Source organism: Streptomyces sp. NPDC001407 (assembly GCF_042895325.1).
GTDB lineage: Bacteria > Actinomycetota > Actinomycetes > Streptomycetales > Streptomycetaceae > Streptomyces.
The window spans coordinates 1-23,679 of record NZ_JBIAWF010000004.1; the positions used below are offsets into that span (position 1 = coordinate 1).

Genomic DNA, 23,679 nt, shown 5'->3' on the forward strand with positions numbered 1-23,679 from the left:
GCGTTTCATTCGCCGCACATGGACGGGATGTTGGAGGACTTCCGCGCGGTCGCGGAAGGTCTCACCTATGAGGCTCCGCGTATGGGGTTGGTCTCTAACGTCACCGGTGCGCTGGTCGATGCGGGCGAGGTCTGCTCGGCGGATTACTGGGTGCGTCATGTGCGGCAGCCGGTGCGTTTCCTGGAGGGGGTGCGCAGCTTGCAGGCCGAGGGTGTGTCGGTGTTCCTGGAGCTGGGGCCGGACGGTGTGCTCTCCGCACTCGGCCCCGACTGCCTGACGGAAAGCGACGACGACACCTCACCTCTGTTCGCGACCGCCCTGCGAGGCGGCGACGCACCTGAGCCGCGTGCGCTGATGGAGGCTGTTGCCCAGGTGCACACGCATGGGGTCGAGGTCGACTGGCCGACCGTGCTGGGAGATGGGCCGGTCGCCCACGACCTGCCGACGTACCCCTTCCAGCGGGAGCGCTTCTGGCTCGACGTCCCGACGAGCCACGGTGACGCGACGGGCCTGGGCCTGGTGGCTGCCGGGCATCCGTTGCTGGGCGCGGTGGTCTCGCTGCCCGATGGCCGGGGCGTGCTCTGGACCGGTCGGCTCTCCCTGGCCGGGCAGCCGTGGCTGGCCGACCACACGGTGTTCGGCCGGACCGTCCTGCCCGGCTCCGTGCTCGTCGAACTCGCCCTCCAGGCCGGCGATCACGTGCGGTGCCCCCACCTCGAACAGCTGACGTACCGCAAGCCGCTGGTGGTGCCGGGCGAGGCCGCCTCCACTGTGTCGATCCAGGTGCTGGTGTCGGCCGCGGACGACGACGGCCGGAGCGCGGTGGAGGTTTTCGCGCGGCCGGGCGACGCAGCGGACGACGTGGAGTGGACGCTGCACGCCTCCGGCACACTCTCGCGAAGCGGGGGCCAGGCGGACGCGGAAGCCGTACGGCCGGACGCATGGCCGCCCACCGGAGCGTCCGCGCTGTCGGTGGACGACCTCCACGAGCGGACAGCAGGGGCCGGGATCGGTCTCGGCCCGGCGTTCCGGGGGACACAGGCCGCCTGGCGGCGCGGTGAGGAGATCTTCGCCGAGGTCGCGCTGCCGGACTCGGTGAGCGGCGAGGCTTCCGCGTACGGCATCCACCCGGCGCTGCTGGAAGCGGTGTCGCACGTGGCTTCTCGGAGTGGAGCCGAACCCGCTGCCGGGGCGGCACAGCTGCCGTCGCTCTGGTCGGGGGTCGAACTGGCCGGTGTCGGCGGGTCGGTCGTGCGCGTGCACGTGGCGCCGACGGCCGACGGCGACGTCTGTGTACGCGTCGTGGACGCCTCGGGTGTGCCGGTGCTGTCGATCGACCGCCTGGCGACGCGTCCCGTGGACCAGGACGAACTCCGGTCCGCTGATGGCACGTTGCGGGACGCGCTGTTCGAGGTGGAGTGGACACCGGCTGTGGCTTCAGCCCCGGTCGGGGTGTGGGGTGCGCTGGGCGCCTCCGGGCCGGTGCCGGGTGTGGTGGTGTGGGCTCACAGCGGTGATGCGGAGCAGGATTCCGGCAGCGTGTCCGAAGCGACTGCCCGTGCACTGCGCACTGTGCAGGAATTCCTCGCGGATGAGCGGTACCTGAATTCGCGGCTGGTGGTCCTGACGCGCGGCGCCGTGGGCGTTACCCCGGGCGAGGGCGTCGCCGATCTCCTGGCGGCTCCGGTGTGGGGTCTGGTGCGTTCGGCGCAGGTGGAGCACCCGGACCGGCTGTTGCTGGTCGATGTGGAGCCGGGCCTCTCCGAGGCTTCGGAGGAGGCGGCTCTCCGTACGGCGTTGGGTGCGGCCGAGCCGCAGGTGGCGGTCCGTGACGGCAAGGCGCTCGTGCCGCGCCTGGCGCGCGCGGCCGTGTTCCCCGAGGGCAGGGCCGAGGCGTCCTTCGGTCCGAGTGGCACGGTGCTGGTGACCGGCGGCACCGGTGGCCTGGGCGCGCTGGTGGCCCGGCACCTGGTCTCGGCGTACGGCGTGCGGGATCTGCTCCTGGTGTCGCGACGCGGCAGTGCGGCCGAGGGCGTGGACGAACTCGTCGCGGAGCTGGCCGAGTCGGGCGCCCGCGTGCGGGTGGAAGCGTGCGACGCGGGTGACCGTGACGCCCTGGCCAGGCTGCTCGCCTCGATCCCGGACGACCGCCCGCTCACCGGCGTGGTCCACTGCGCGGGCGTCGTCGCGGACGGCGTGATCGAGTCGCTGGACGCGGAGCGGCTGGCCGGTGTGTTCCGTCCCAAGGCGGATGCCGCGCTCCATCTGCACGAGCTGACGGCGGGGCTCGACCTCTCGGCGTTCGTCCTGTTCTCCTCCGTGGCCGGGGTGTTCGGAGCGGCCGGCCGGGCGAACTACTCCGCCGCCAACGCCTTCCTCGACGCCCTGGCGTACGAGCGGCGTGCGCGGGGGCTGTCGGCGGTCTCCGCGGCCTGGGGCCTGTGGGGCGAGGACCGCGGTATGGGAGGCCAGGTCACCGCGGCCGACATGGCTCGGATCAGGCGCGAGGGCGCTGTCCCGATGTCGGCCGAGGAGGGCCTCGCCCTCTTCGACGCGATCGTGACCCACGACCGGGCCCTGTGCGTGCCGGCCCGCCTGGACCTGGCCGCGCTGAGCGGCGCCGACGCGCTGCCGCCCGTGCTGCGGCAGCTCGTACGGCCCGCGCGCAGGCGGCTCGACGTGCCCGTGCGGCAGGAGGACGGCCCGCGGAACGCGGCCGAGAAGCTCGCGGCGCGCCTGGCCGGCCTGTCGGACACCGAGCAGGTGCGTACGCTGCTCGGCCTGATCCGCGGCCATGTGGCCACCGTGCTCGGCCACTCCGACCCGGAGGCGGTCTCCCCGGACCGGGGGTTCCTGGAGTCCGGGTTCAGCTCGGTGGCCGTGGTCGAACTGCGCAACCGCCTCAGCCAGGCCACCGGACTGCGGTTCTCCGCGGCCACGTTGTTCGACCACCCCACGCCCCGGGCCGTGGCGCGGCACCTTCAAGGGAAGCTCGCGGCCCTCGGCCCCGCCGCCCCCGGCACCGAGGCCGACGGGACCGGGCAGGCCGCGGAGTTCCGCGCCGCGCTGTCCGCCCTTCCGCTCTCCCGGCTCAAGGAGATCGGCGTCCTGGACGCCCTGCTGCGGCTCACCGGGTTCGACTCCGAACTCGGCGGCGGCAGCGCGGAGACGACCGGGCCGCAGGACGGGCAGAACGCCCCCGGCGGCACCGACCAGCAAGCTGTGACACCAGAGTCCATCGACGCCATGGATCTGGAAAGCCTCGTTCACATGGCAATCAACACCGACGCCTGACAACCCTCGGGAGTTTTCTGATGGACACCACTGACGACCGCGTCGTGCGCGCGCTGCGCGCGTCGATCAAGGAAACCGAGCGACTGAAGCAGCAGCACCAGGAGCTCGTGGAGTCGCTGAACGAACCGATCGCCATCATCGGCATGGCCTGCCGCTTCCCCGGCGACGTCTCCTCCCCGGAGGACCTGTGGAGCTTCGTCGTCGGCGACGGCGACGCCATCGGCCCGTTCCCCGACGACCGCGGCTGGGACCTGGACGCGCTCTACGACCCCGAGCAGCGGCGCAAGGGCACGCTCTACGTACGGGAAGGCGGCTTCGTCGAGCGCGCGGCCGAGTTCGACGCGGCGTTCTTCGGCGTCAGCCCGCGGGAGGCCATCGCCATGGACCCGCAGCAGCGGCTGCTGCTGGAGACCGGCTGGGAGTCCTTCGAGCGCGCCGGCATCGACCCGACCGCCCTGCGGGGCACGGACGTCGGTGTCTTCTCCGGCACCAACCTCCAGGACTACGCCTCCCTGCTCACCACGTCCCCCGGCGCCTTCGAAGGCCACATCGGGACGGGCAACGCGGCCGCGGTGCTCTCCGGCCGCCTCTCCTACACCTTCGGCTTCGAGGGCCCGGCCGTGACCGTCGACACGGCCTGCTCCTCCTCGCTGGTCGCGCTGCACCTCGCCGCGCAGTCCCTGCGCCAGGAGGAGTGCTCGCTGGCGCTCGCGGGCGGGGTGACGGTGATGTCCACCCCGATGGGCTTCGTCGAGTACAGCGGCCAGCGGGTGCTGGCCAAGGACGGGCGCTGCAAGTCGTTCTCGGTCTCGGCCGACGGCACCGGCTTCTCGGAGGGCGTCGGCATGCTCCTGCTGGAGCGGCTGTCGGACGCCCGGCGCAACGGCCACCCCGTCCAGGGCCTGATCCGCGGCTCCGCGGTCAACCAGGACGGCGCCAGCAGCAGCCTGACCGCGCCCAACGGCCAGGCCCAGCAGCGGGTCATCCGGCAGGCGCTGCGCACCGCCCAGGTGCCCTCCGACCAGGTCGACGTGGTGGAGGCGCACGGCACCGGCACCGAGCTCGGCGACCCGATCGAGGCGGAGGCGCTGCTGGCCACCTACGGCAAGGACCGCACGCCCGAACGGCCGTTGTGGCTGGGCTCGGTGAAGTCCAACCTCGGCCACACCCAGGCGGCCGCCGGCCTCGCCGGAGTGATCAAGATGGTCCTGGCGATGCGGCACGGCCTGGTGCCCAGGACCCTGCACGTCGGCAGCCCCACGCCGCACGTGGAGTGGGGGGCCGGGACGGTGCGGCTGGCCGACGAGCCCGTCGCCTGGCCGGACTACGGACGGCCGCGCCGCGCGGGCGTCTCGTCGTTCGGGATCAGCGGCACCAACGCGCACGTCATCCTCGAACAGGCCCCCGCCGACGGCAAGCCCGCGGCGGAGCCGCGGCAGGAGCGGCCCGCGGGCCCCCTCCTGTGGACCGTCTCGGGCCGCGCCGAACAGGCGCTGCGCGCCCAGGCGGAGCGGCTCCTCGCCCACACGCGCAGCCACCCGGAGCTCCCGGCCGCCGACCTGGCCGCCTCCCTCGCGGGCCGTACGGCGTTCGAGCACCGCGCCGTCGTGGTGGGCGCGGACCGGGCCGCCCTGGAGGCCGGGCTCGAAGCGCTGGTGGCCGGGCGCGAGGACGCCCGCGTGGTCCAGGGCACGGGCACGACGTCGGGGAAGACCGTGTTCGTCTTCCCCGGCCAGGGCTCGCACTGGCCGGACATGGCCGGGCGGCTGCTGGAGACGTCGGCGGTCTTCCGCGAGCGGATCGAGGAGTGCGACGAAGCGCTCACAGCGTACGTGGACTGGTCGCTGACGGACGTCCTGCGCCAGGCGCCCGGGGCGCCCTCCCTGGACCGCCTGGACGTGGTGCAGCCCGTGCTGTTCTCCGTCATGGTGGCGCTCGCCGGGCTGTGGCGCTCGCACGGTGTCGAGCCCGACGCCGTCATCGGCCACTCGCAGGGCGAGGTCGCCGCAGCCTACGTCGCGGGCGCGCTGTCGCTGAAGGACGCGGCGCGGATCGTCACCCTGCGCAGCCTCCTGCTCAACCGGCTGACGGGGAAGGGCGCCATGGCGTCGTTCCTGCTGCCCGCCGAGGAGGTCGCCCGGCGCATCGAGCCGTACGGCGACAAGCTGTCGATCGCCGCGGTCAACGGCCCCACGTCGGTCGTGGTGTGCGGGGAGCCGGAGGCCGTGGACGAACTGGTGGCGATGTGCATGGCGGAGCGGATACGGGCGCGGAAGGTGCCCGCCGCCACCGCCGCCGGCCACTCCGTGCAGGTCGAGGCGGTGCGCGAGGAGTTCGTCGCCGGGATCGCGTCGGTCGCGCCGCTCCAGGGACACGTGCCCTTCTACTCCACCGTCGCCGGTGAGGTGGTCGACACGACCGCGCTGGACGCCGGCTACTGGTACCGGAACTTGCGCGAGCCGGTCCTGCTGGAGCGGACCGTGCGCCGGCTCCTGGAGGACGAGCACCGCTTCTTCCTCGAGATCAGCCCGCACCCCGTGCTGACCGTGCCGCTCCAGGAGACCTTCACCCAGGCCGGCGCGCCCGCCACGGCCGTGGGCACGCTGCGCCGGGACGAGGGAGGGGAGGAGCGCTTCCTCACCTCGGTCGCCGAGGCGTACGTGCGCGGACTCCCGCTGGACCTGACCGGCCTGCCGCAGCTGTCCGGGGCCCGCCGCGCGGACCTGCCGACATACGCCTTCCAGCGCAGGCGCTTCTGGCCGGAGGTGCGCATCGGGGCGGCACCCTCGCCGGTGACGGAGACCGCCGCCGACGCCGGGCCCGAAGAGGGCACCGAGGCCGGCACCACCGGGCACGTGCTGCGGCGCCTGGCGGAGCTGCCCCGGGAGGAGCACGACGCGGTCCTGGTGGAGCTCGTGTGCGAGCAGGCGGCCACGGTGCTCGGCCACGGATCGGCCGAGGAGATGGACATGGCACGGCCGTTCCAGGACCTCGGCTTCGACTCGCTCACGGCCGTCGAACTGCGCAACCGGCTCGGCGCCGCCCTCGACCTCGCCCTCCCCGTCAGCCTGGTCTTCGACCACCCCACACCCCAGGACCTCGTCGACCACCTGGTGGCGACGGTCGCCGACACCCTGCCCGACGTGGCCGCCGCCGGCCGCTCCGAGGCCCTGACCCACCTGGACAACCTGGCGGCCCTCCTGGCCGAACCGGGCACAGGGCCCGAGGAGAACGAGGAGATCGGTCGTCGCCTTCAACGCATCCTCACCGACTGGACGGAGGCCCGGGCCGCCGCCGAAAGGGCGGCGGACACCGTCAGCGAGGAAATGCGGTCGGCCACCGACGAGGAGATGTTCGACCTCATCGGCAAGAAATTCGGAATTTCGTAGACCGGTCACCGGACCACAGTCCGAGGAGTCACGTGTGAAGGGGCCGGGAAATGGCTGACGAAGAAAAGCTCCGGTATTACTTGAAGCGGGTGTCCGCCGAACTCGAAGCGACCCAGGAGCGGTTGCGCGAGGTGGAGGAGCGGCGCACGGAACCCATCGCCATCGTCGGAATGGCGTGCCGGTTCCCGGGCGGCGCCGACACCCCGGAGCGGCTGTGGGAGCTGCTGGCGGCCGGCGAGGACGCCATCGGGCAGTTCCCGGTGGACCGCGGGTGGGACACCGAGCCTCCGGGTGCGGCGGACGGCCCGTACGCGCGGGAGGGCGGATTCCTGCACGGTGCCGCCGAGTTCGACCCCGGCTTCTTCGGGATCTCACCGCTCGAGGCGCTGGCGATGGACCCGCAGCAGCGCCTCCTGCTGGAGACCTCGTGGGAGGCCATCGAGCGGGCGGGCATCGACCCGACCGCCCTCAAGGGCACCGACACCGGCGCGTTTCTGAGCACCAGTTACCAGGAGTACCTGGCCCGGCTGCAGCAGACCGGCGCGGTCGTCGACGGCTTCCTGCTCTCCGGGAGCAGCGTGAGCGTGGCCTCCGGGCGGGTCGCCTACGTGCTCGGTCTCGCGGGCCCCGCGATGACGCTGGACACGGCGTGCTCGTCGTCGCTGGTGGCCATGCACCTGGCGGCGGAGTCGCTGCGCCGGGGCGAGAGTTCCCTCGCTCTGGCCGGTGCCGCGACGGTCATGTCCACCCAGGTCATGTTCGAGGAGTTCAGCCGTCAGGGCGGGCTGTCGTCGGACGGCCGGTGCAAGGCGTTCGGTGCGGGTGCTGACGGCACCGGCTGGTCCGAGGGTGCCGGTGTGCTGGTGCTGGAGCGGCTCTCGGACGCCCGCCGCAACGGGCACCGTGTGCTGGCGGTGATGCGTGGCAGTGCGGTGAACCAGGACGGTGCGAGCAACGGTCTGACCGCGCCGAGCGGTCCGGCGCAGGAGCGCGTCATCCGCCAGGCACTGGCCGACGCGGGCATCACGGCGGACGAGGTCGACGCGGTGGAGGCGCACGGCACGGGCACCCGGCTGGGCGACCCGATCGAGGCCCAGGCACTGCTGGCCACGTACGGCCAGGGCCGGTCTGAGGACAGGCCGTTGTGGCTGGGTTCGCTGAAGTCGAACCTCGGGCACACGCAGACGGCTGCGGGTGTGGGCGGTGTCATCAAGATGGTGATGGCGATGCGGCACGGTGTGCTGCCGCGTACGTTGCATGCGGACGAGCCGACGCCGTTGGTGGACTGGTCGGCGGGTGCGGTGGAGTTGCTCAACGAGGCGCGGCCGTGGCCGGAGGCCGGTCGTCCGCGTCGTGCGGGTGTGTCGTCGTTCGGGATCAGCGGTACGAACGCGCACGTGATCCTTGAGCAGGCTCCGCAGGAGGAATCCTTCCCGCAGGGTGAGGCGGCGGCCGGTGGTCCGGTGCCGTGGCTGCTGTCGGGCCGTACGGAGGCGGCGCTGGCCGCGCAGGCACGGCAGTTGCGTGACCATATCGCTGGTCAGGAGGCGTTGGACGTACGGGCGGTGGGCCGGGCACTGGCCACGACCCGGTCGGCCTTCGAGCACCGGTCCGTGGTCCTCGCCGATGGCACCGACGCCTTCCTCACCGGACTCGACGCGCTGGCCGAGGGACAGCACCCGGACCACGTCGTCACCGGCGTCGCACCGGGCAAGCCGGCCAAGACGGCGTTCCTGTTCACCGGACAGGGCAGCCAGCGGGCGGGCATGGGTCGTGACCTGCACGCCGCTTTCCCGGTCTTCGCCGAGGCACTGGACGAGGTGGCCGCGCACCTGGACGGCCACCTGGACGAGCCGCTGCTGCGGGTGATGTTCGCCCCGGAGGGCGACCCGCTCGCCGAGCTGCTGAACCGCACGGACTACGCCCAGCCGGCCATCTTCGCCTACGAGGTCGCGCTGGTCCGGCTGTTGGAGAGCTGGGGCGTGCGCCCCGGCATCCTGGCCGGGCACTCGCTCGGCGAGCTGACCGCCGCCTGCGTGGCGGGCGTGCTGGCCCTGCCGCAGGCGGCCGCCCTCGTCGCCGCGCGCGGGCGGCTCATGCACGGCCTGCCCGCCGGTGGCGCGATGGTCGCCGTGCAGGCGACCGAGGAGGAGGCCCGCGCGAGCCTCGCCGGCCGGGAGGGCACGGTGGACATCGCCGCGCTGAACGGCCCCACCTCGGTCGTCCTCTCGGGAGACGAGGACGCGGTGACCGAACTCGCAGGCCAGTGGGCGGCGCGGGGCCGCAAGACCAACCGCCTGAAGGTGAGCCACGCCTTCCACTCCCCGCACATGGACGCCATGACGGAGGAGTTCGGCAGGATCGCCGCCGGGCTGTCGTACGGGCCGCCGCGGATCCCGATCGTCTCGGACGTGACCGGCGACCTTCTCGGCGCGCGGGAGGCCCAGGACCCCGCCTACTGGGTGTCCCACATCCGCCGCGCGGTGCGCTTCCACGACCAGATCCGCCGTCTGCAGCGCTACGGGGCCGGGGCCTTCGTCGAGGTCGGCCCGGACACGGTGCTCAGCTCGGCCGGCCAGGCGTGCCTGACGGACCAGGCGGGCAGGAGCGCGCCCGTCCTGGTGTCCCTCGCGCACGCCGAGCGCGCGGAGGTGCCCGCGCTCCTGACCGCTCTGGCCACCCTGCACACCCGTGGCGTGGCCGTGGACTGGCGGGCGTGGTTCGGCGACGGGCCGCGCGCGGCCGGCCTGCCCACATACGCGTTCCAGAAGCAGCACTACTGGCCGTCGGGCCCCACCGGTTGGCGGTCCGGGCCCGCCCCCGCCCCCGTACCCCTGCCCCAGGCCGGAACGGAGGACGCCGAAAGGCCCGGTCGCGCCGCGGAGTGGCGGGCGCTGCCGCCCGGTGAGCGGTACGACGCGCTGCTGCGGATGGTGCGCGGCGAAGCCGCCGCCGTGATGGGGCACGCCGGGCCGGAGGCGGTGGAGCCGGAGCGCGGCTTCCTCGACCACGGCTTCGACTCGGTGATGGCCGTGAAGCTGCGCGACCGTCTCGTGGCCGGGACGGGGCGGGAGCTGCCGACGACCCTGCTGTTCGACCACCCCACGCCCGCGGCCGTCGCCGACTACCTGCTGGCGGGGACGGGCGAGGCCGAGACGGCGCCGTCCGTGTCCCTGTCGGACCAGCTCGACCGCCTGGAGGCCGACCTCGCGCGGCTGCCGGCCGACGACCGGCAGCGCGCCCGCGTCGCCGAGCGGCTCAAGGGCCTGCTCGCGGTCCACGCGCCGGACCGGGGCGCCGGGAGCGAGGACGCGCCGGACCAGGACGCGCTGGACACGGCGACCGACGACGAGATGTTCGAGCTGATCGAGAAGGAACTCCGCCGTGGATGAGACCAACGAGACCAAACTCCGCGAGTACCTGCGGCTGGTCACGGCCGATCTGCGGCGCACCCGCAGGCAGTTGGAGGAGGCCGAGGACGCGGCCCGCGAGCCCGTCGCGATCGTGGGCATGGCGTGCCGCTTCCCCGGGGACGTGGCATCGCCGGACGACCTGTGGCAGCTGGTCGCTGAGGGCCGGGACGCCGTCACCGAGTTCCCCGCCGACCGGGGCTGGGACGTCGACGCCGTCTACGACCCCGAGCCGGGCACCCCGGGCAGGACGTACGCGCGCCACGGCGGCTTCCTCAAGGACGCCGCCGGATTCGACGCCGCCTTCTTCGGCATCACGCCGCGCGAGGCGCTCGCCATGGACCCGCAGCAGCGCATGATCATGGAGGTCTCCTGGGAGGCGTTCGAGCAGGCGGGCCTCGACGCGACCACCCTGCGGGGCGAGGACGTCGGCGTCTTCGTCGGCTCCAACAGCAACGACTACCTGATCAACGTGCTCGACGCGCGGGACGTCGCCGAGGGCTTCATCGGGACCGGCAACTCCGCCAGCATCCTCTCCGGCCGCGTCGCCTACACCTTCGGCTTCGAGGGCCCGGCCGTGTCCGTCGACACCGCCTGCTCCTCCTCGCTGGTCGCGCTGCACCTGGCCGCGCAGTCCCTGCGGCAGGGGGAGTGCTCCCTGGCGCTGGCGGGCGGCGCGACGGTGATGGCCACGCCGACCGCCTTCATCGAGTTCAGCCGCCAGCGGGGCCTGGCCCCCGACGGCCGCTGCAAGTCCTTCTCGGCGACCGCCGACGGCACCACCTGGTCCGAGGGCGCGGCCGTGCTGCTGCTGGCCCGGCTCTCGGACGCCCGCCGCCTGGGCTACCCCGTGCACGCGGTCATCCGGGGCAGCGCCGTCAACCAGGACGGCGCGAGCGCGGGCCTGACCGCGCCCAACGGACCGGCGCAACAGCGGGTGATCCGGCAGGCACTGGCCAACGCACGGCTGACGGCCGACAGCGTCGACGCGGTCGAGGCGCACGGCACCGGCACCCCGCTGGGCGACCCGATCGAGGCCCAGGCCCTCCTCGCCACCTACGGGCGGGCCCGCGGCGAGGGCAGGCCGCTGTGGCTGGGCTCGCTGAAGTCGAACCTGGGCCACACCCAGTCCGCGGCCGGCGCGGGCGGCGTCATCAAGATGGTGATGGCCATGCGGCACGGGACGCTGCCCCGCACGCTGCACCTCACGGAGCCCACCCCGCGCGTCGACTGGTCCGCCGGTGGCGTACGGCTGCTGACCGAGGCCCAGGACTGGCCGGACACCGGACAGCCGCGCCGTGCGGCCGTCTCGTCCTTCGGCGTCAGCGGCACCAACGCCCATGTGATCCTGGAGGGCCCGCCCGCCGAGGAGGCACCGGACGCGCCGCTGCCGGACGTCTCCTCGCAGCCGCGGGGCCCGCTGCCGTGGGTCGTCTCCGGCCGCAGCGAGGCGGCCGTCCGAGCGCAGGCCGAGCGCCTGGCGGCCCACCTGACCGCGCGCCCGCACCTGGCACCGGCCGACGTGGCCACCGCGCTGGCCACCACGCGGGCGGCCTTCGACCACCGGGCCGCCGTCGTCGGCCGGGACCGTGAGGAACTGCTCGCCGGCCTCGCGGCCCTGGCCACCGGAACCCGCGCGCCCGGCCTGGTCACCGGCCGGACCCCGCCGTCCGGCGGCAAGGCCGCCTTCCTCTTCACCGGACAGGGCAGCCAGCAGCCCGGCATGGGCCGCGAACTGGCGGCTCACAGCACCGTGTTCGCCGACGCCCTGGACGAGGTCTGCGCCCAGCTCGACCGGCACCTCGACCGGCCGCTGCGCGAGGTGCTGTTCGCCGCGGACGGCACGCCCGAGGCCGCCCTGCTCGACACGACGGCCTACACCCAGCCCGCGCTGTTCGCCGTCGAGGTCGCGCTGCTGCGGCTGCTGGAGGACTGGGGCTTGCGGCCCGGCATGGTCGCGGGCCACTCGGTCGGCGAACTGACCGCCGCCTACGCCGCCGGGGTCTGGTCGCTCGCCGACGCCTGCGCCCTGGTCGCCGCCCGCGGCCGGCTGACCCAGGCACTGCCCGCGGGCGGCGCCATGGTCGCCGTGCAGGCGACCGAGGACGAGGTGCGCGCCCAACTCGCCGACGGCCGCCCCGGCGTGGACATCGCCGCCGTCAACGGACCGGAAGCGGTGGTGCTGTCCGGCGACGAGGCCGCCGTCACGGACCTGGCGCGCGAGTGGGCCGCCCGCGGCCGGGAGACCAGGAGGCTGCGGGTCAGCCACGCCTTCCACTCCGCCCACCTGGACGCCATGACCGAGGCGTTCGCCGAGGTCGCACGAGGGGTGTCCTACAGCGCGCCGTCCCTCCCGGTGGTCTCCACGCTCACCGGGGCCCCCGTCACCGACGAGCTCCGCAGGCCGGAACACTGGGTGCGGCACGTCCGGGAGACGGTGCGCTTCCACGACGCGGTCCGCGCCCTGCGCGACCGCGGGGCCACCGCGTTCCTGGAGGTCGGGCCCGGCGGCGTGCTGACGGCCGCGGCACGCCGATGCCTGCCCGACGCCGCCCCCGAGACGTTCGTCTCCGTGCTGCGGCGCCGCAGGCCCGAACCCGAGTCCGTGCTGACGGCCGTCGCGCAGGCCCACACGATCGGCCTCTCGCCGGCGTGGGACCGCCTGCTGCCCAAGGCCCGGACGCGCGTGGACCTGCCCACGTACGCCTTCCAGCGCGGCCACTACTGGCTGGCGGGCATGGCCGGAGCGGGCACCGCGCGGCCGGTGCGGCCGGAAGTGCAGGAGCCCACCGCCCCCTCCGGTACGCCGCCGCTGTCGCGACGGCTGGCCGACGCGTCGGAGGAGGAGCGCGGCCACCTGCTGCTGACGCTGGTACGCGAGCAGTCGGCCACCGTGATGGGCGGCGTCGACCCCGCGCAGGTCGAACCCGACCGCCCCTTCCTGGAGCTCGGCTTCGACTCCCTGATGGGCGTCGAGCTGCGCGCCGCGCTCGCCGCCGACTGCGCACTGCCCCTGCCGCCCGGCCTGATCTTCGACCACCCCACGCCCGCCGCCCTGGCCGCCTTCCTCGGCGAGCAGCTCGCGGCGGCGGCCTCCGGCACCCCCACGGCGGCGGCACCCTCGCCGTACTCCCTGGAGGCGCTGTACCGCAATGCCAACACCCTCGACCGGCCCGAGGACGCGCTCGCCCTCACCAAGGCCGCCTCCCGGCTGCGCCCGGTCTTCGCCAGCGTGGCCGAGGCGGGGCAGGACCCGGTCACGGTGGAGCTGGCACAGGCCACCGGCCTTCCGGGCCTGATCTGCTGCCCGGCACCCGTGCCGCTGTACGGGGCACAGCAGTACAGCCGGCTCGCAGCCGCCTTCCGCGGCACGCGCGGAGTCTCGGCCCTGCTCGCCCCCGGCTTCTCCCCGGGCGAACTGCTGCCCGCCGACTTCGAGGTGATGCAGGACTTCCTCGCCGAGGGGGTCCGGCGGCAGACCGACGGCGCGCCCTTCGTCCTCCTGGGCCACTCCTCCGGGGGCTGGTTCGCCTACAGCCTGGCGGCCCACCTGGCGCGCACCGGGCCGCGCCCGGAGGCCGTCGTGCTGCTGGACACCTATCAGCTGCACGACCCGGCGCTGCACCGCATGCAGCGCGAACTCGCCCAGGGCGTCCTGGACCGCGAGGAGGACTTCGGGGCGATGACGGACGTACGGCTGAGTGCCATGGGCAAATACTTCGACTTCTTCACCGACTGGGTGGCCGAGGACGCCGGTGTCCCGACGCTGCTGCTGCGGGCCTCCGAGCCGCTGGGCGAGGTCGTCGAGGGCCAGGAGTGGCGCTCCACCTGGCCGTTCGACAGCACGGTCCTCGACACGGAAGGCGACCACTTCGCCATGGTCAACGACCACGCGCCGCGGACGGCCCAGGCCGTGAACGGCTGGCTGTCGGGCCTCACCGGCGGAAGGGGCTGAGCGCCGGTGGAGACACGCAACGCCGAACGGCCGTGGATACGCAGCTTCCACCCCGCTCCCCAGGCCCCTGTGCGGCTGCTGTGCCTGCCGCACGCCGGGGGCTCCGCGAGCGCCTACTTCGCGCTGTCGAGGGAACTGGCGCCCCGGGTGGAGGTGCTCGCCGTGCAGTACCCCGGGCGGCAGGACCGGCGCGACGAGCCGCTGCTGGACTCGATCGAGGCTCTGCGCGACGGGGTCGCCGAGGCCCTGACGCCCTGGCTGGACCGGCCGGTCGCCCTCTTCGGCCACAGCATGGGCGCCGTGGTGGCCTACGAGCTGGCGCGGCTGCTGTGCCAGGACGCGGGCGTGCCGCTCACCCACCTCTTCGTCTCCGGACGCGGGGATCCGGCAGGGGAGTTGGGGCTTCCGCTGGACGAACTGGACGACCGGGCGATGATCACGGCTCTGGACGACCTCGGCGGTACGGACACCAGGTTCCTGGGCGACGAGGAAATGCTGCGGCTCGTCGCGCCGGCCATCCGCAGCGACTACCGCGCGGTGCGCACCTACCGGCACACACCGGGCCCGCGCCTGACGTGTCCCGTGACGGCGCTCGTCGGGGACGCGGACGGCATGGTCCCGGTCGGGGAGGCCGCCAAGTGGCGGGCGTACACCTCGGCCGATTTCCGGCTCGAGGTTTTCCGCGGTGGGCATTTCTATCTGGCGGAGCAGTTCCGTGAAGTGGGTGAACTCGCGTACGATAGGCTCGCTTTCCCGCTCCCCGCGCAGGCACCAGGCTGACGGATCCGACCGAAGTCTCCGTCCTTGCCGCCGTGTTCCGGAATTCACCGTGACACCGCCGCGCGGCTCTTCTTCCGAAGTCCTCCAGATCCGGCACGAGTTTGTATCCGAACGGGGTTCTGCGTGCGAAATACTCTCTTCGAATTGGGTGACATACCCCCGATCGGCACCGTACCCGAGCAGATGTACGCCTCGGTGATCCGACGGGAGCGCTACGGACAGCCCCACCAGGCGTTCCGCAGCGAGGTCGTGGACGTGCCGAAGGTGGGGCCCGGTCAGGCGCTGGTCCTCGTGATGGCCGCGGGCATCAACTACAACAACGTCTGGGCCTCCCTGGGGCAGCCGGTCGACGTGATCTCCGCGCGGCAGAAGCAGGGCCACAGCGAGGACTTCCACATCGGCGGGTCCGAGGGCTCCGGCGTGGTGTGGGCGGTGGGGGAGGGCGTCACCCAGGTCGCGGTGGGCGACGAAGTGATCCTCTCCGGCTGCCAGTGGACGGAGACGGCCGCCGACATCCGGCTCGGCGCCGACCCCATGACCTCCGGCTCGCAGTCGGTGTGGGGATACGAGGGCAACTACGGCTCCTTCGCGCAGTTCGCCCTCGTCGACGACTATCAGTGCCACCCCAAGCCGCCCGGCCTGACCTGGGAGGAAGCCGCCTGCTTCCTGCTCACCGGGGCCACCGCCTACCGCCAGCTGTGCGGCTGGCAGCCGCACGACGTGCGGCCGGGCGACCCGGTCCTCATCTGGGGCGGGGCCGGCGGGCTCGGCTCCATGGCCATCCAGATCACCCGGGCGCGGGGCGGCATCCCCGTCGCCGTGGTCTCCGACGAGGAGCGGGCCCGCTACTGCCGGGAGCTCGGCGCCCAGGGCACCATCAACCGCCTGGACTTCGACCACTGGGGACGGCTGCCCGACATCGGCGACCACGAGGCGATGGGCCGCTGGACCGAGGGTGTACGGGCCTTCGGCCGGCGCTTCTGGGAGGTGCTGGGCGAGCGCAGGTCCCCGCGCATCGTCCTGGAGCACAGCGGCCAGGCCACCATCCCCACCTCGATGTACCTGTGCGACAACGCGGGCATGGTCGTCATCTGCGGCGGCACCACCGGCTACAACGCCGACATCGACCTGCGCTTCCTGTGGATGCGTCAGAAGCGCTTGCAGGGCTCGCACTTCGCCAACCTGCGGCAGTGCCGCGACGTCATCCACATGGTCGCGAACGGCCAGCTCGACCCGTGCCTGTCGTGGACCGGCGGCTTCGACGACATCGGCAAGGCACACCAGCTGATGCACGACAACCAGCACCCCCAGGGCAACCAGGCCGTCCTGGTCAACGCGCCGCGGACCGGCCTGACCACCTTCGCCTGAACCGCCCCGGTGTTCCGACGTCTTCCCCCCACACTTACCGACCAAGGAGAGATCACCATGGACAAGCTCGACATCCTCTGGAGCGAGCGCGAGATCCGTGCCGTGCTGCAGCGCTACTGCCGCGGGCTCGACCGCCTCGACGAGGAACTGGTCAAGTCCGCCTACCACGAGGACGCGCACGACGACCGCGGCGTCATCCGCGGCAACGCACACGACTTCGTCAAGCAGATCGTCCCGCTCCTGCGCGACGCCTACACCGGCACCCTGCACACCCTGCACGGCAGCACGATCGAGATCGACGGGGATGCCGCGGGCGTGGAGTCCTACTGCACCGCCTACCACTACCGCGAGAGCGACGGCATCAAGCGGGTGGAGCAGTTCGCCGGGCGCTACGTCGACCGCTTCGAGCGGCGCGACGGCGTCTGGAAGATCGCCCGCCGGCTCGTGCTGAACGACTTCAGCCTCGCCCAGGAGGTGCCGCTCGACCCCGCCGAGGCCCAGGCCGGCTTCAACCCCTCCCACCGCGACCTCACCGACGCCAGCTACCAGGTGCTGCCGCTGCGCGGCCCGGACGCCCCCACCCTCTGAGCCGTCCGGCCGCCCCAACTCGCCCCACCTCACCAGGAGTCACCACCGTGTCCGACACCGAGCAGCACGCGCCCACGCTGCCGCGGCAGCGCACCTGCCCCTTCTCGCCGCCGCCCGAGCTCGAGGAGCTGCGGCGCACCGATCCCATCAGCAGGATGCGGTTCGCCGACGACTCCCCGGGATGGCTGCTGACCCGCCACGCCGACGTCCGCGCCGCGCTGGCCGACCCCGGCGTCAGCTCGCACCCCGGCAAGGCACCCCAGCCCTGGCGCAACCTCGCCCCCGAGATGCGCGCCGAGCACTACCTGCCGGGCTTCCTGATCTTCATGGACCCGCCGGACCACACCCGCTACCGCCGCCTGCTCACCAAGTGGTTCACCATGCGGGCCATCCGCAAGCTCGAACCCAGGATCGAGCAGATCGTCACCGAGACCCTCGACGCCATGGAGGCCCAGGGCGGCACCGTCGACCTGGTGCAGTCCTTCGCGCTGCCGATCCCGCTGCTGGTCATCTGCGAGCTGATGGGCATCCGCTACGAGGAGCGCGAGGAGTTCATGGACATGGTCCTGCGACTCCAGGCCCTGGACGCCACGCCCGAGGAACTCGGGGCCCTCGGCGCCAGGATGAACGAGTTCATGATGAAGCTCGCCGCCGCCAAGCGCGCGAACCCCGGCGACGACCTGCTCAGCCACCTCGCCCACGACCCCGACGCCGACCCGGCGCTCACGGATCTGGAGATCGCCGGCATCGGCGTGCTGATGCTCATCGCGGGGCACGAGACCTCGGCCAACATGCTGGGCGTCGGCACCTACACCCTGCTGGAGAACGCCGACCAGTGGGCCCTGCTCCGTGACGACATCAGCCTGATCGACCGGGCCGTCGAGGAGCTGCTGCGCCACCAGACCATCGTCCAGCAGGGCCTGCCGCGCGGCGTCACCCGGGACATGGAGATCGCCGGGCACCAGGTGAAGACCGGGGAGTCCCTGCTGGCCTCGCTGCCCGCCGCCAACCGCGACCCCGCCGTCTTCCCCGACCCCGACCGCCTCGACATCACGCGCGAGCACAACCCGCACCTCGCCTTCGGCCACGGCATCCACCTCTGCCTGGGCATGGAGCTCGCCCGGGTGGAGATGCGCCAGGCGTGGCGCGGCCTCGTCACGCGCTTCCCCGGCCTGCGCATGGCCGCCGCGCCCGAGGACATCCGCTGGCGCGACGACCAGATCGTCTACGGCGTGTACAACCTCCCGGTGACCTGGGACGAGGCCAAGTGACCGGCCCCGAGGCCGCGGTGCGCGGGTGCCCCTTCGGCGCCGGCGAGGCGCCCGCGTACCCCTTCCACGCCCCCGACCGGCTGGAGCCCGACCCGTACTGGGAGCCGCTGCGCCGCGAGCGGCCGCTGCAACGCGTCACGCTGCCGTACGGCGGCGAGGCGTGGCTCGCCACCCGCTATCAGGACGTGCGCGCGGTCTTCGCCGACCGCAGGTTCTCCCGGCAGCTCGCCGTCGCGCCCGGCGCTCCGCGCTTCCTCCCGCACCAGCCGCCGCCGGACGCCGTCCTGAGCGTCGAGGGCCCCGACCACGCGCGGCTGCGCCGGCTGGTCGGGAAGGTCTTCACGCCGCGCCGCGTGGAGGACATGCGTCCGCTCATCCAGCGCACCGCCGACGGACTCCTCGACGCGATGGAGGAGATGGGGCCGCCCGCGGACCTGGTCGAGGACTTCTCCCTGCCCTTCGCCGTGTCCATGATCTGCGAGCTGCTCGGCGTGCCGCCCGAGGACCGCAAGCGGTTCTGCGTCTGGTCGGACGCGCTGCTGACGACCACCGCGCACACCCCCGCCCAGGTGCGCGACTACATGATGCAGATGCACGACTACCTCGGCGGGCTCGTCGCGCAGCGCCGGGTGCGGCCCACCGCGGACCTGATCGGCTCCCTCGTGACCGCGCGCGACGAGGAGGACAAGCTCACCGAGGGCGAGCTGGTGCGGCTAGCCGAGGCCATCCTCATCGCCGGCTACGAGACCTCGGCGAGCCAGATCCCCAACTTCCTCTACGTCCTCTTCCGCCACCCGCAGCTGCTGGAGCGGATCAGGAACGACCACGACCTCATCCCCGACGCCGTCGAGGAACTGCTGCGCTTCGTGCCCATCGGCACCGTGGACGGCTTTCCCCGTACGGCCACCGAGGACGTCGAGCTCGGGGGAGTCCTGGTCAGGGCCGGGGAGACGGTCGTGCCGTCGATGGGCGCCGCCAACCGCGACCCCGAGCTGTTCACGGACCCCGACGAGCTGGACCTCGCGCGGCGGCCGAATCCGCACCTGGGCTTCGGCGCGGGACCGCACCACTGCCTGGGCGCCCAACTGGCCCGGGTGGAGCTCCAGATCACGCTCACGACGCTGTTCCGCAGATACCCCCGCCTGCGGCTGGCCGTGCCGGAGGAGAGCCTCTCGTGGAAGGAGGGGCTGATGGTCCGCGGCATGCACACCATGCCGGTCACCTGGTGAGGACACCGGCGTCCTCCTGACCTTCCCGGCGTTCTCACGCCGTCCCGGCAGCCTTCCTTCCGACACGAGCGCACAGAGGGTGAAGCGACCGCAATGAGCACCATCGACGAATGGGAACACAGCACGAAGGAGGCGGGCATGGACCCCGCGGCCCTCAGACGCCTGACCGATGTGGTGCGGGCGAGGGGCGGCGCGGCGCAGCTGTGCGTCATGCGGCGGGGCACCGTGGTCCTGGACCGCTCGTTCGGCTGCTCCTCCGACTCCCTCTTCCTCGTCTACGCGGCCACCAAGCCCGTCGCCGCCCTCGCCGTGCACGCGCTCGCCGAGCGGGGCCTGATCGGGCTGGACCGGCCGGTGGCCGAATACTGGCCGCAGTTCGCCCGGCACGGCAAGGGTGACGTGACCGTCCGTCATGTCCTCCAGCACCGGGCCGGGGTGCCGGTCGGCCGGGGCATCGTGCGCACGATGCGCACCGCCGGCGACTGGGAGCGCTCCGTGCGCGACCTCGAGCAGTCCCGGCCCAAGTGGCCCGGCGGCGAGGTCGCCGCCTACCACTTCATGAGTTTCGGATTCATTCTCGGCGAACTGGTGCAGCGCGTCACCGGGCGGTCGTTCCGAGATTTCGTGACTTCCGAGCTCTTCGCCCCACTTGGGCTGAATGATTTGCACATGGGATTGCCCGGCAGTGCCTGGCCCCGGCATGTGCCCGCGCGGGCCGCCCACCCCTCCGAATGGCCCAATCAGTGGATGAGCAACCGCCGCGGCTACCGCCAGGCCGTCATTCCGTCCGCCGGTCTTTCCGGAACCGCCGCACAAATGGCCCGCTTTTACCAGATGCTTATGGAGGGCGGCTCGCTCGACGGCATCCGCGTGCTGCGGCCCGAAACTGTGGAGGAAGCCAGAAAACCGTCCAATGACGGCGGAATCGACGCTTCCCTCAAGCGTCCGGTCCGCTGGTCCCACGGATTCATGCTCGGTGGTCCGGGCCCGGACCCGCGGGGGCTGTCCAATGTGCTGGGCCGCACGAGCGACCCGAGCGCCTTCGGGCACGCGGGCACCACGTCCAGCGTCGTGTGGGCCGACCCCACGCGCGAGCTGGTCCTCGCCTACCTCTCCAACATCCAGCCCGAGTTCGGAGCGGGTATCGAGCGGCTCCGCGAGGTCAGTGACCTCGCGCTCGGTGCCTGCGAGGCAGGCTGACCCGAGCCGTGCCGCCACGGCCCGGCGCCCGCCCGATCCGATCGGGTCCGGTGGGGGCCGGCCGGGTCCGGGCGGGGACGCACTTCCCCCGGCGTCCCCGCCCGGGCCCCGGTGCGAACCGGGCGCAAAGGCGGCCGATCGCCCGGCGCGGCCGGATGCCCCCGAACGGTGTGAAACGTTCTTATCAGCCTCTGACCAGCACCGAGTGATCTACTGCACAGCCCGAGGCCGCGATTCCGGCAGTATCTTGATCTTGACGGGGCGCCAATGCGAGCGGGCTATTCGCCGCGGTTTTCCCTGACGTCGGATGCAGATGACACCGGAGGAGGGCCAGTGCTGAATCTGCCCAAAGGAATGGAGCGCGCGCATCCGCATTCTCCGCCACAGGTGGGAATACTCGGACCCTTGGAAGTCCGCTCGGCCGGAGGTGCCGGAACGGGAGCCGCGGTAAGCGGTATTCGCGTACGCACATTGCTTGCCGCGTTGACTGCCCGCCTGGGGCAGGCGATGTCGACCGAGCGCATCCTCAAAGAGGTCTGGGCCGACAACCCGCCCGCGACCGATCGCAAGGCGGTGGCCGTCGCCGTCCTGCGGCTGCGGCGGGTCCTCGGCGACAACGAAGGACGGTGGCTGCTCACCCGCCCCTCCGGGTACGTCCTGGACATCCCCCCGGACCACCTCGACGCCGTACGCGCGGAGACCCTGGTGCGGGAAGGCCGGGCCGCCCTGGCCGCCGGCGACCCACGCGTCGCGGCCCGCCACCTCACGCGCGCCCTCGACCAGTGGCGGGGCGAGCCCTACGCGGACGCCAACGCCATCTCGACCGTGTCCCAGCGCATCACGGAGCTGGAGAACCTCAGGTCCGAGGCCGTCCAGGCGCACATCGACGCCAGGCTCGAACTGGGTCACCACCAGGAACTGGTCGGCGAACTCCGCTCGCTGACCGCCGCGAACCCCCTGCACGAGCCGCACTGGCTGCAGCTGATGCTCGCCCTCTACCGCTCCGGCAAGCAGGCCGAGGCACTCGCCGCCTATATGCAGCTGCGGCAGGCGCTGGCCGAGAACCTGGGCATCGACCCGGGTCGTCAGCTCCAGGAACTGCACCTGCGGATCCTGCGCGCCGACGCGGGCCTGCTGACGGGGTCCGGGCCGGCGGCACCGGCCGAGCCACTGCTCGTACGGCAGTCCTGAGGGCTCACGGCCACCCGAAGAACGCGCGGTAGCACGGAACCTGCTGCTCCAGCATATGGATGCCGTGGTGCACACGGCGCCCGGCGGTGGCGGCCGCGCTCAGCAGCGCCGTCTCGTGCGGCTTCATGACGACGTCGACCACCACGGCATCCGGTCGCACCCTCGCGGGGTCGAAGGGCAGGGGGTCCTCGGAACGCATGCCCAGAGGCGTCGCGTTGACGGCGAAATCGGCCGCCTCCAGATCGCCGGGCCCCAGCGCCCGGATCCCGTCCGGCCGGCGGGACCCGAGCCGCAGCAGCAGCGCGTCGAGCCGGGCGCGGTCGGTGTCGTGCACGGACACCCGCGCGGCGTCGGCCATCAGCAGCGCCGTGGCGATCGCGCTGCCCGCCCCTCCGGCGCCGACCAGTGCCACATGCCTGTCGCGCACCGTGTGCCCGGCCGCCTGAAGACCCTGGACGAACCCGAGCCCGTCGAAGTTCTCGGCGTACCAGCGGCCGTCGGGTTCGCGCCGCATCGCGTTGGCCGTCCCGATGAGGGCGGCCGCCGGCCCGAGCCCGTCCGCGAGCCCGCACAGGGCCGCCTTGTGCGGCACGGTGACCAGCAGACCGTCCAGATTGCCGATCCGCTTGAGCCCCTCGACCACCTCGGCGAGATCCCGCGCCCGGACGTGCACCGGCACCACCACGGCGTCCAGACCGCTTTCGCTCAGCAGGGGGTTGAGCAGACCGGGCGCCTTGACCTGGGCGACGGGATCACCCAGCACCGCGTACAGCCGCGTGGCGCCCGAGACACCGGCCGCCGGCCCGAGGAATTCCATCAGCCGATCCTCTCTGTACCCCCGACGGATGTTGCCCTACGGTGCTGGAGATGCTCCACAGCTTTGCCGTGACCGCCGGTCGGCACAACCCTGCGTGCCCCTGACGCGCCAGCCCCTCCAGGTAGTTGCTCCCGGCGGATCCCGACAGCTCCCGACCGGTCCCGACGGAGGGAAGAAGCCATCAGATACCTGGGAATCGACGTCGGAGGCACGAAGGTCGCCCTGCGGGTGACGGGGGACACCGACGGTGCGGGCGGCGGCGACGTGACGTTCCGCTGGCCCGCCGCCGGCGACGTCACCGCGGATCTGGACCTGCTCGCCGCGCGGGTCCGCGGTCTTCTGGGACACCGCGAGGACCCCCTCGCCGGGGTCGGCGTGGCCATGCCCGCGATCTGCGACGCGGCCGGGACGGTCCGCACGTGGCCGGGACGGCCGAGCTGGGCGGGCCTGAACCTGACGGCCGCCTTCGGGCAGTTGCTGCCCGGCACCCCGGTCGCCTGCGCCGACGACGGTGACCTGGCCGCGCTGGCGGAGTCCCGCGCCGCCGGCTGCCGGCATCTGCTGTACGTGGGGGTCGGCACGGGCATCGGCGGCGGCATCGTCCATGAGGGCCGCTCCTGGCCGGGCCCCGGACGCGGCTCGTGCGAGGTCGGCCATGTCGTCGTCGACCGCTCGGGCCCACGCTGCGACTGCGGGCGCACCGGCTGCGTCCAGGCGGTCGCGTCGGGACCGGCGACCCTCCGGCGGGCCGCCGAACGGCGCGGCCGGGAGACCGGCTTCGACGAACTGGCCTCCGGGGCGCGCCTGCACGCCCCGTGGGCGGAAGCGGCCGTCGACGAGAGCGCCGCGGCCCTGGCCACCGCCGTGACCGGCATCTGCGAGCTGGCCCACCCCGAACTCGTCCTCGTCGGCGGCGGGTTCGCGGCGGGCGTGCCGGGATACGTGGCCTCGGTGGCGGCGCACGTCGAGCGGCTGACCCGCCCGGGAACGGATCCCGTGCGGGTGCGCCCGGCGGTGCTCGGCGGGCGGTCCTCCCTGCACGGCGCACTGCTGCTCGCGCGGGAGGCACACGGGCGGGGAAACCGGCCGCCGGAGAGTGACCGTGTTTCTTCCGATGTTTCTTCCGATGTTTCTTTCGGGGGAGTGACAGACAGGGCCGTTGGCCGGTCCGACTGAGCACAATCACA

The 23,679-nt window shown here is 73.0% G+C and carries 13 protein-coding genes; 12 read left to right on the plus strand and 1 reads right to left on the minus strand.

Annotation, left to right across the window (positions count from 1 at the left end; translation table 11 throughout):
• The 11 genes from ACFY1P_RS07410 to ACFY1P_RS07460 form a co-directional block, all read left to right on the plus strand.
• A partial coding sequence (locus ACFY1P_RS07410; protein ID WP_390750032.1) for an SDR family NAD(P)-dependent oxidoreductase occupies positions 1-3,294 on the plus strand: 3,294 nt, incomplete at its 5' end.
• Positions 3,295-3,311: 17 nt separating this feature from the next.
• On the plus strand, positions 3,312-6,683 hold the full coding sequence (locus tag ACFY1P_RS07415; protein WP_390750257.1) for a type I polyketide synthase: 3,372 nt from the start codon (positions 3,312-3,314) through the stop codon (positions 6,681-6,683).
• 50 nt (positions 6,684-6,733) lie between these two features.
• Positions 6,734-10,075 carry a type I polyketide synthase gene (locus tag ACFY1P_RS07420; RefSeq protein WP_390750033.1) on the plus strand — a complete coding sequence of 1,114 codons (3,342 nt, stop codon included), beginning with the start codon at positions 6,734-6,736 and terminating at the stop codon, positions 10,073-10,075.
• Positions 10,068-14,048 (plus strand): type I polyketide synthase, encoded by a 3,981-nt coding sequence (locus ACFY1P_RS07425; RefSeq protein ID WP_390750034.1) that lies wholly within the window; start codon positions 10,068-10,070, stop codon positions 14,046-14,048. The genes ACFY1P_RS07420 and ACFY1P_RS07425 overlap by 8 nt, the downstream gene beginning before the upstream one ends.
• 6 nt (positions 14,049-14,054) lie before the next feature.
• Positions 14,055-14,828: an alpha/beta fold hydrolase gene (locus tag ACFY1P_RS07430; RefSeq protein ID WP_361521809.1), complete on the plus strand. Its 774-nt coding sequence runs from the start codon at positions 14,055-14,057 to the stop codon at positions 14,826-14,828.
• A 123-nt stretch (positions 14,829-14,951) separates the two neighbouring features.
• Positions 14,952-16,196, plus strand: coding sequence for a crotonyl-CoA carboxylase/reductase (gene ccrA, locus ACFY1P_RS07435; RefSeq protein ID WP_361521806.1), 1,245 nt, complete (start codon positions 14,952-14,954; stop codon positions 16,194-16,196).
• Positions 16,197-16,253: 57 nt separating this feature from the next.
• On the plus strand, positions 16,254-16,784 hold the full coding sequence (locus tag ACFY1P_RS07440; protein WP_361521803.1) for a nuclear transport factor 2 family protein: 531 nt from the start codon (positions 16,254-16,256) through the stop codon (positions 16,782-16,784).
• Positions 16,785-16,831: 47 nt separating this feature from the next.
• Positions 16,832-18,055, plus strand: a complete 1,224-nt coding sequence (locus ACFY1P_RS07445) for a cytochrome P450 (protein WP_361521800.1) — start codon at positions 16,832-16,834, stop codon at positions 18,053-18,055.
• Entirely contained in the window at positions 18,052-19,284 is a 1,233-nt protein-coding gene (locus ACFY1P_RS07450) for a cytochrome P450 (protein WP_361521797.1), read from the plus strand. Before ACFY1P_RS07445 ends, ACFY1P_RS07450 begins: the two co-directional genes overlap by 4 nt.
• 93 nt (positions 19,285-19,377) lie before the next feature.
• Positions 19,378-20,484 (plus strand): serine hydrolase domain-containing protein, encoded by a 1,107-nt coding sequence (locus ACFY1P_RS07455; RefSeq protein WP_361521794.1) that lies wholly within the window; start codon positions 19,378-19,380, stop codon positions 20,482-20,484.
• A 354-nt stretch (positions 20,485-20,838) separates the two neighbouring features.
• On the plus strand, positions 20,839-21,675 hold the full coding sequence (locus ACFY1P_RS07460; RefSeq protein ID WP_390750258.1) for a BTAD domain-containing putative transcriptional regulator: 837 nt from the start codon (positions 20,839-20,841) through the stop codon (positions 21,673-21,675).
• A 4-nt stretch (positions 21,676-21,679) separates the two neighbouring features.
• On the opposite strand, the gene ACFY1P_RS07465 is transcribed toward ACFY1P_RS07460, so the two are convergent.
• Positions 21,680-22,492, minus strand: coding sequence for a shikimate dehydrogenase family protein (locus ACFY1P_RS07465; protein ID WP_390750035.1), 813 nt, complete (start codon positions 22,490-22,492; stop codon positions 21,680-21,682).
• Positions 22,493-22,687: 195 nt separating this feature from the next.
• Here ACFY1P_RS07465 and ACFY1P_RS07470 point away from each other — a divergent pair, with 195 nt between their 5' ends.
• Positions 22,688-23,668: an ROK family protein gene (locus ACFY1P_RS07470; RefSeq protein WP_390750259.1), complete on the plus strand. Its 981-nt coding sequence runs from the start codon at positions 22,688-22,690 to the stop codon at positions 23,666-23,668.
• The last annotated feature ends 11 nt before the right edge of the window (positions 23,669-23,679 follow it).

Excerpts from the sequence above, each read along its gene's own strand:
- ACFY1P_RS07440 (WP_361521803.1), top strand. The coding sequence starts at position 16,254 with ATGGACAAGCTCGACATCCTCTGGAGCGAGCGCGAGATCCGTGCCGTG.
- ACFY1P_RS07420 (WP_390750033.1), top strand. The coding sequence starts at position 6,734 with ATGGCTGACGAAGAAAAGCTCCGGTATTACTTGAAGCGGGTGTCCGCC.
- ACFY1P_RS07455 (WP_361521794.1), top strand. The coding sequence starts at position 19,378 with ATGAGCACCATCGACGAATGGGAACACAGCACGAAGGAGGCGGGCATG.
- ACFY1P_RS07460 (WP_390750258.1), top strand. The coding sequence starts at position 20,839 with ATGGAGCGCGCGCATCCGCATTCTCCGCCACAGGTGGGAATACTCGGA.
- ACFY1P_RS07465 (WP_390750035.1), bottom strand. The coding sequence starts at position 22,492 with ATGGAATTCCTCGGGCCGGCGGCCGGTGTCTCGGGCGCCACGCGGCTG.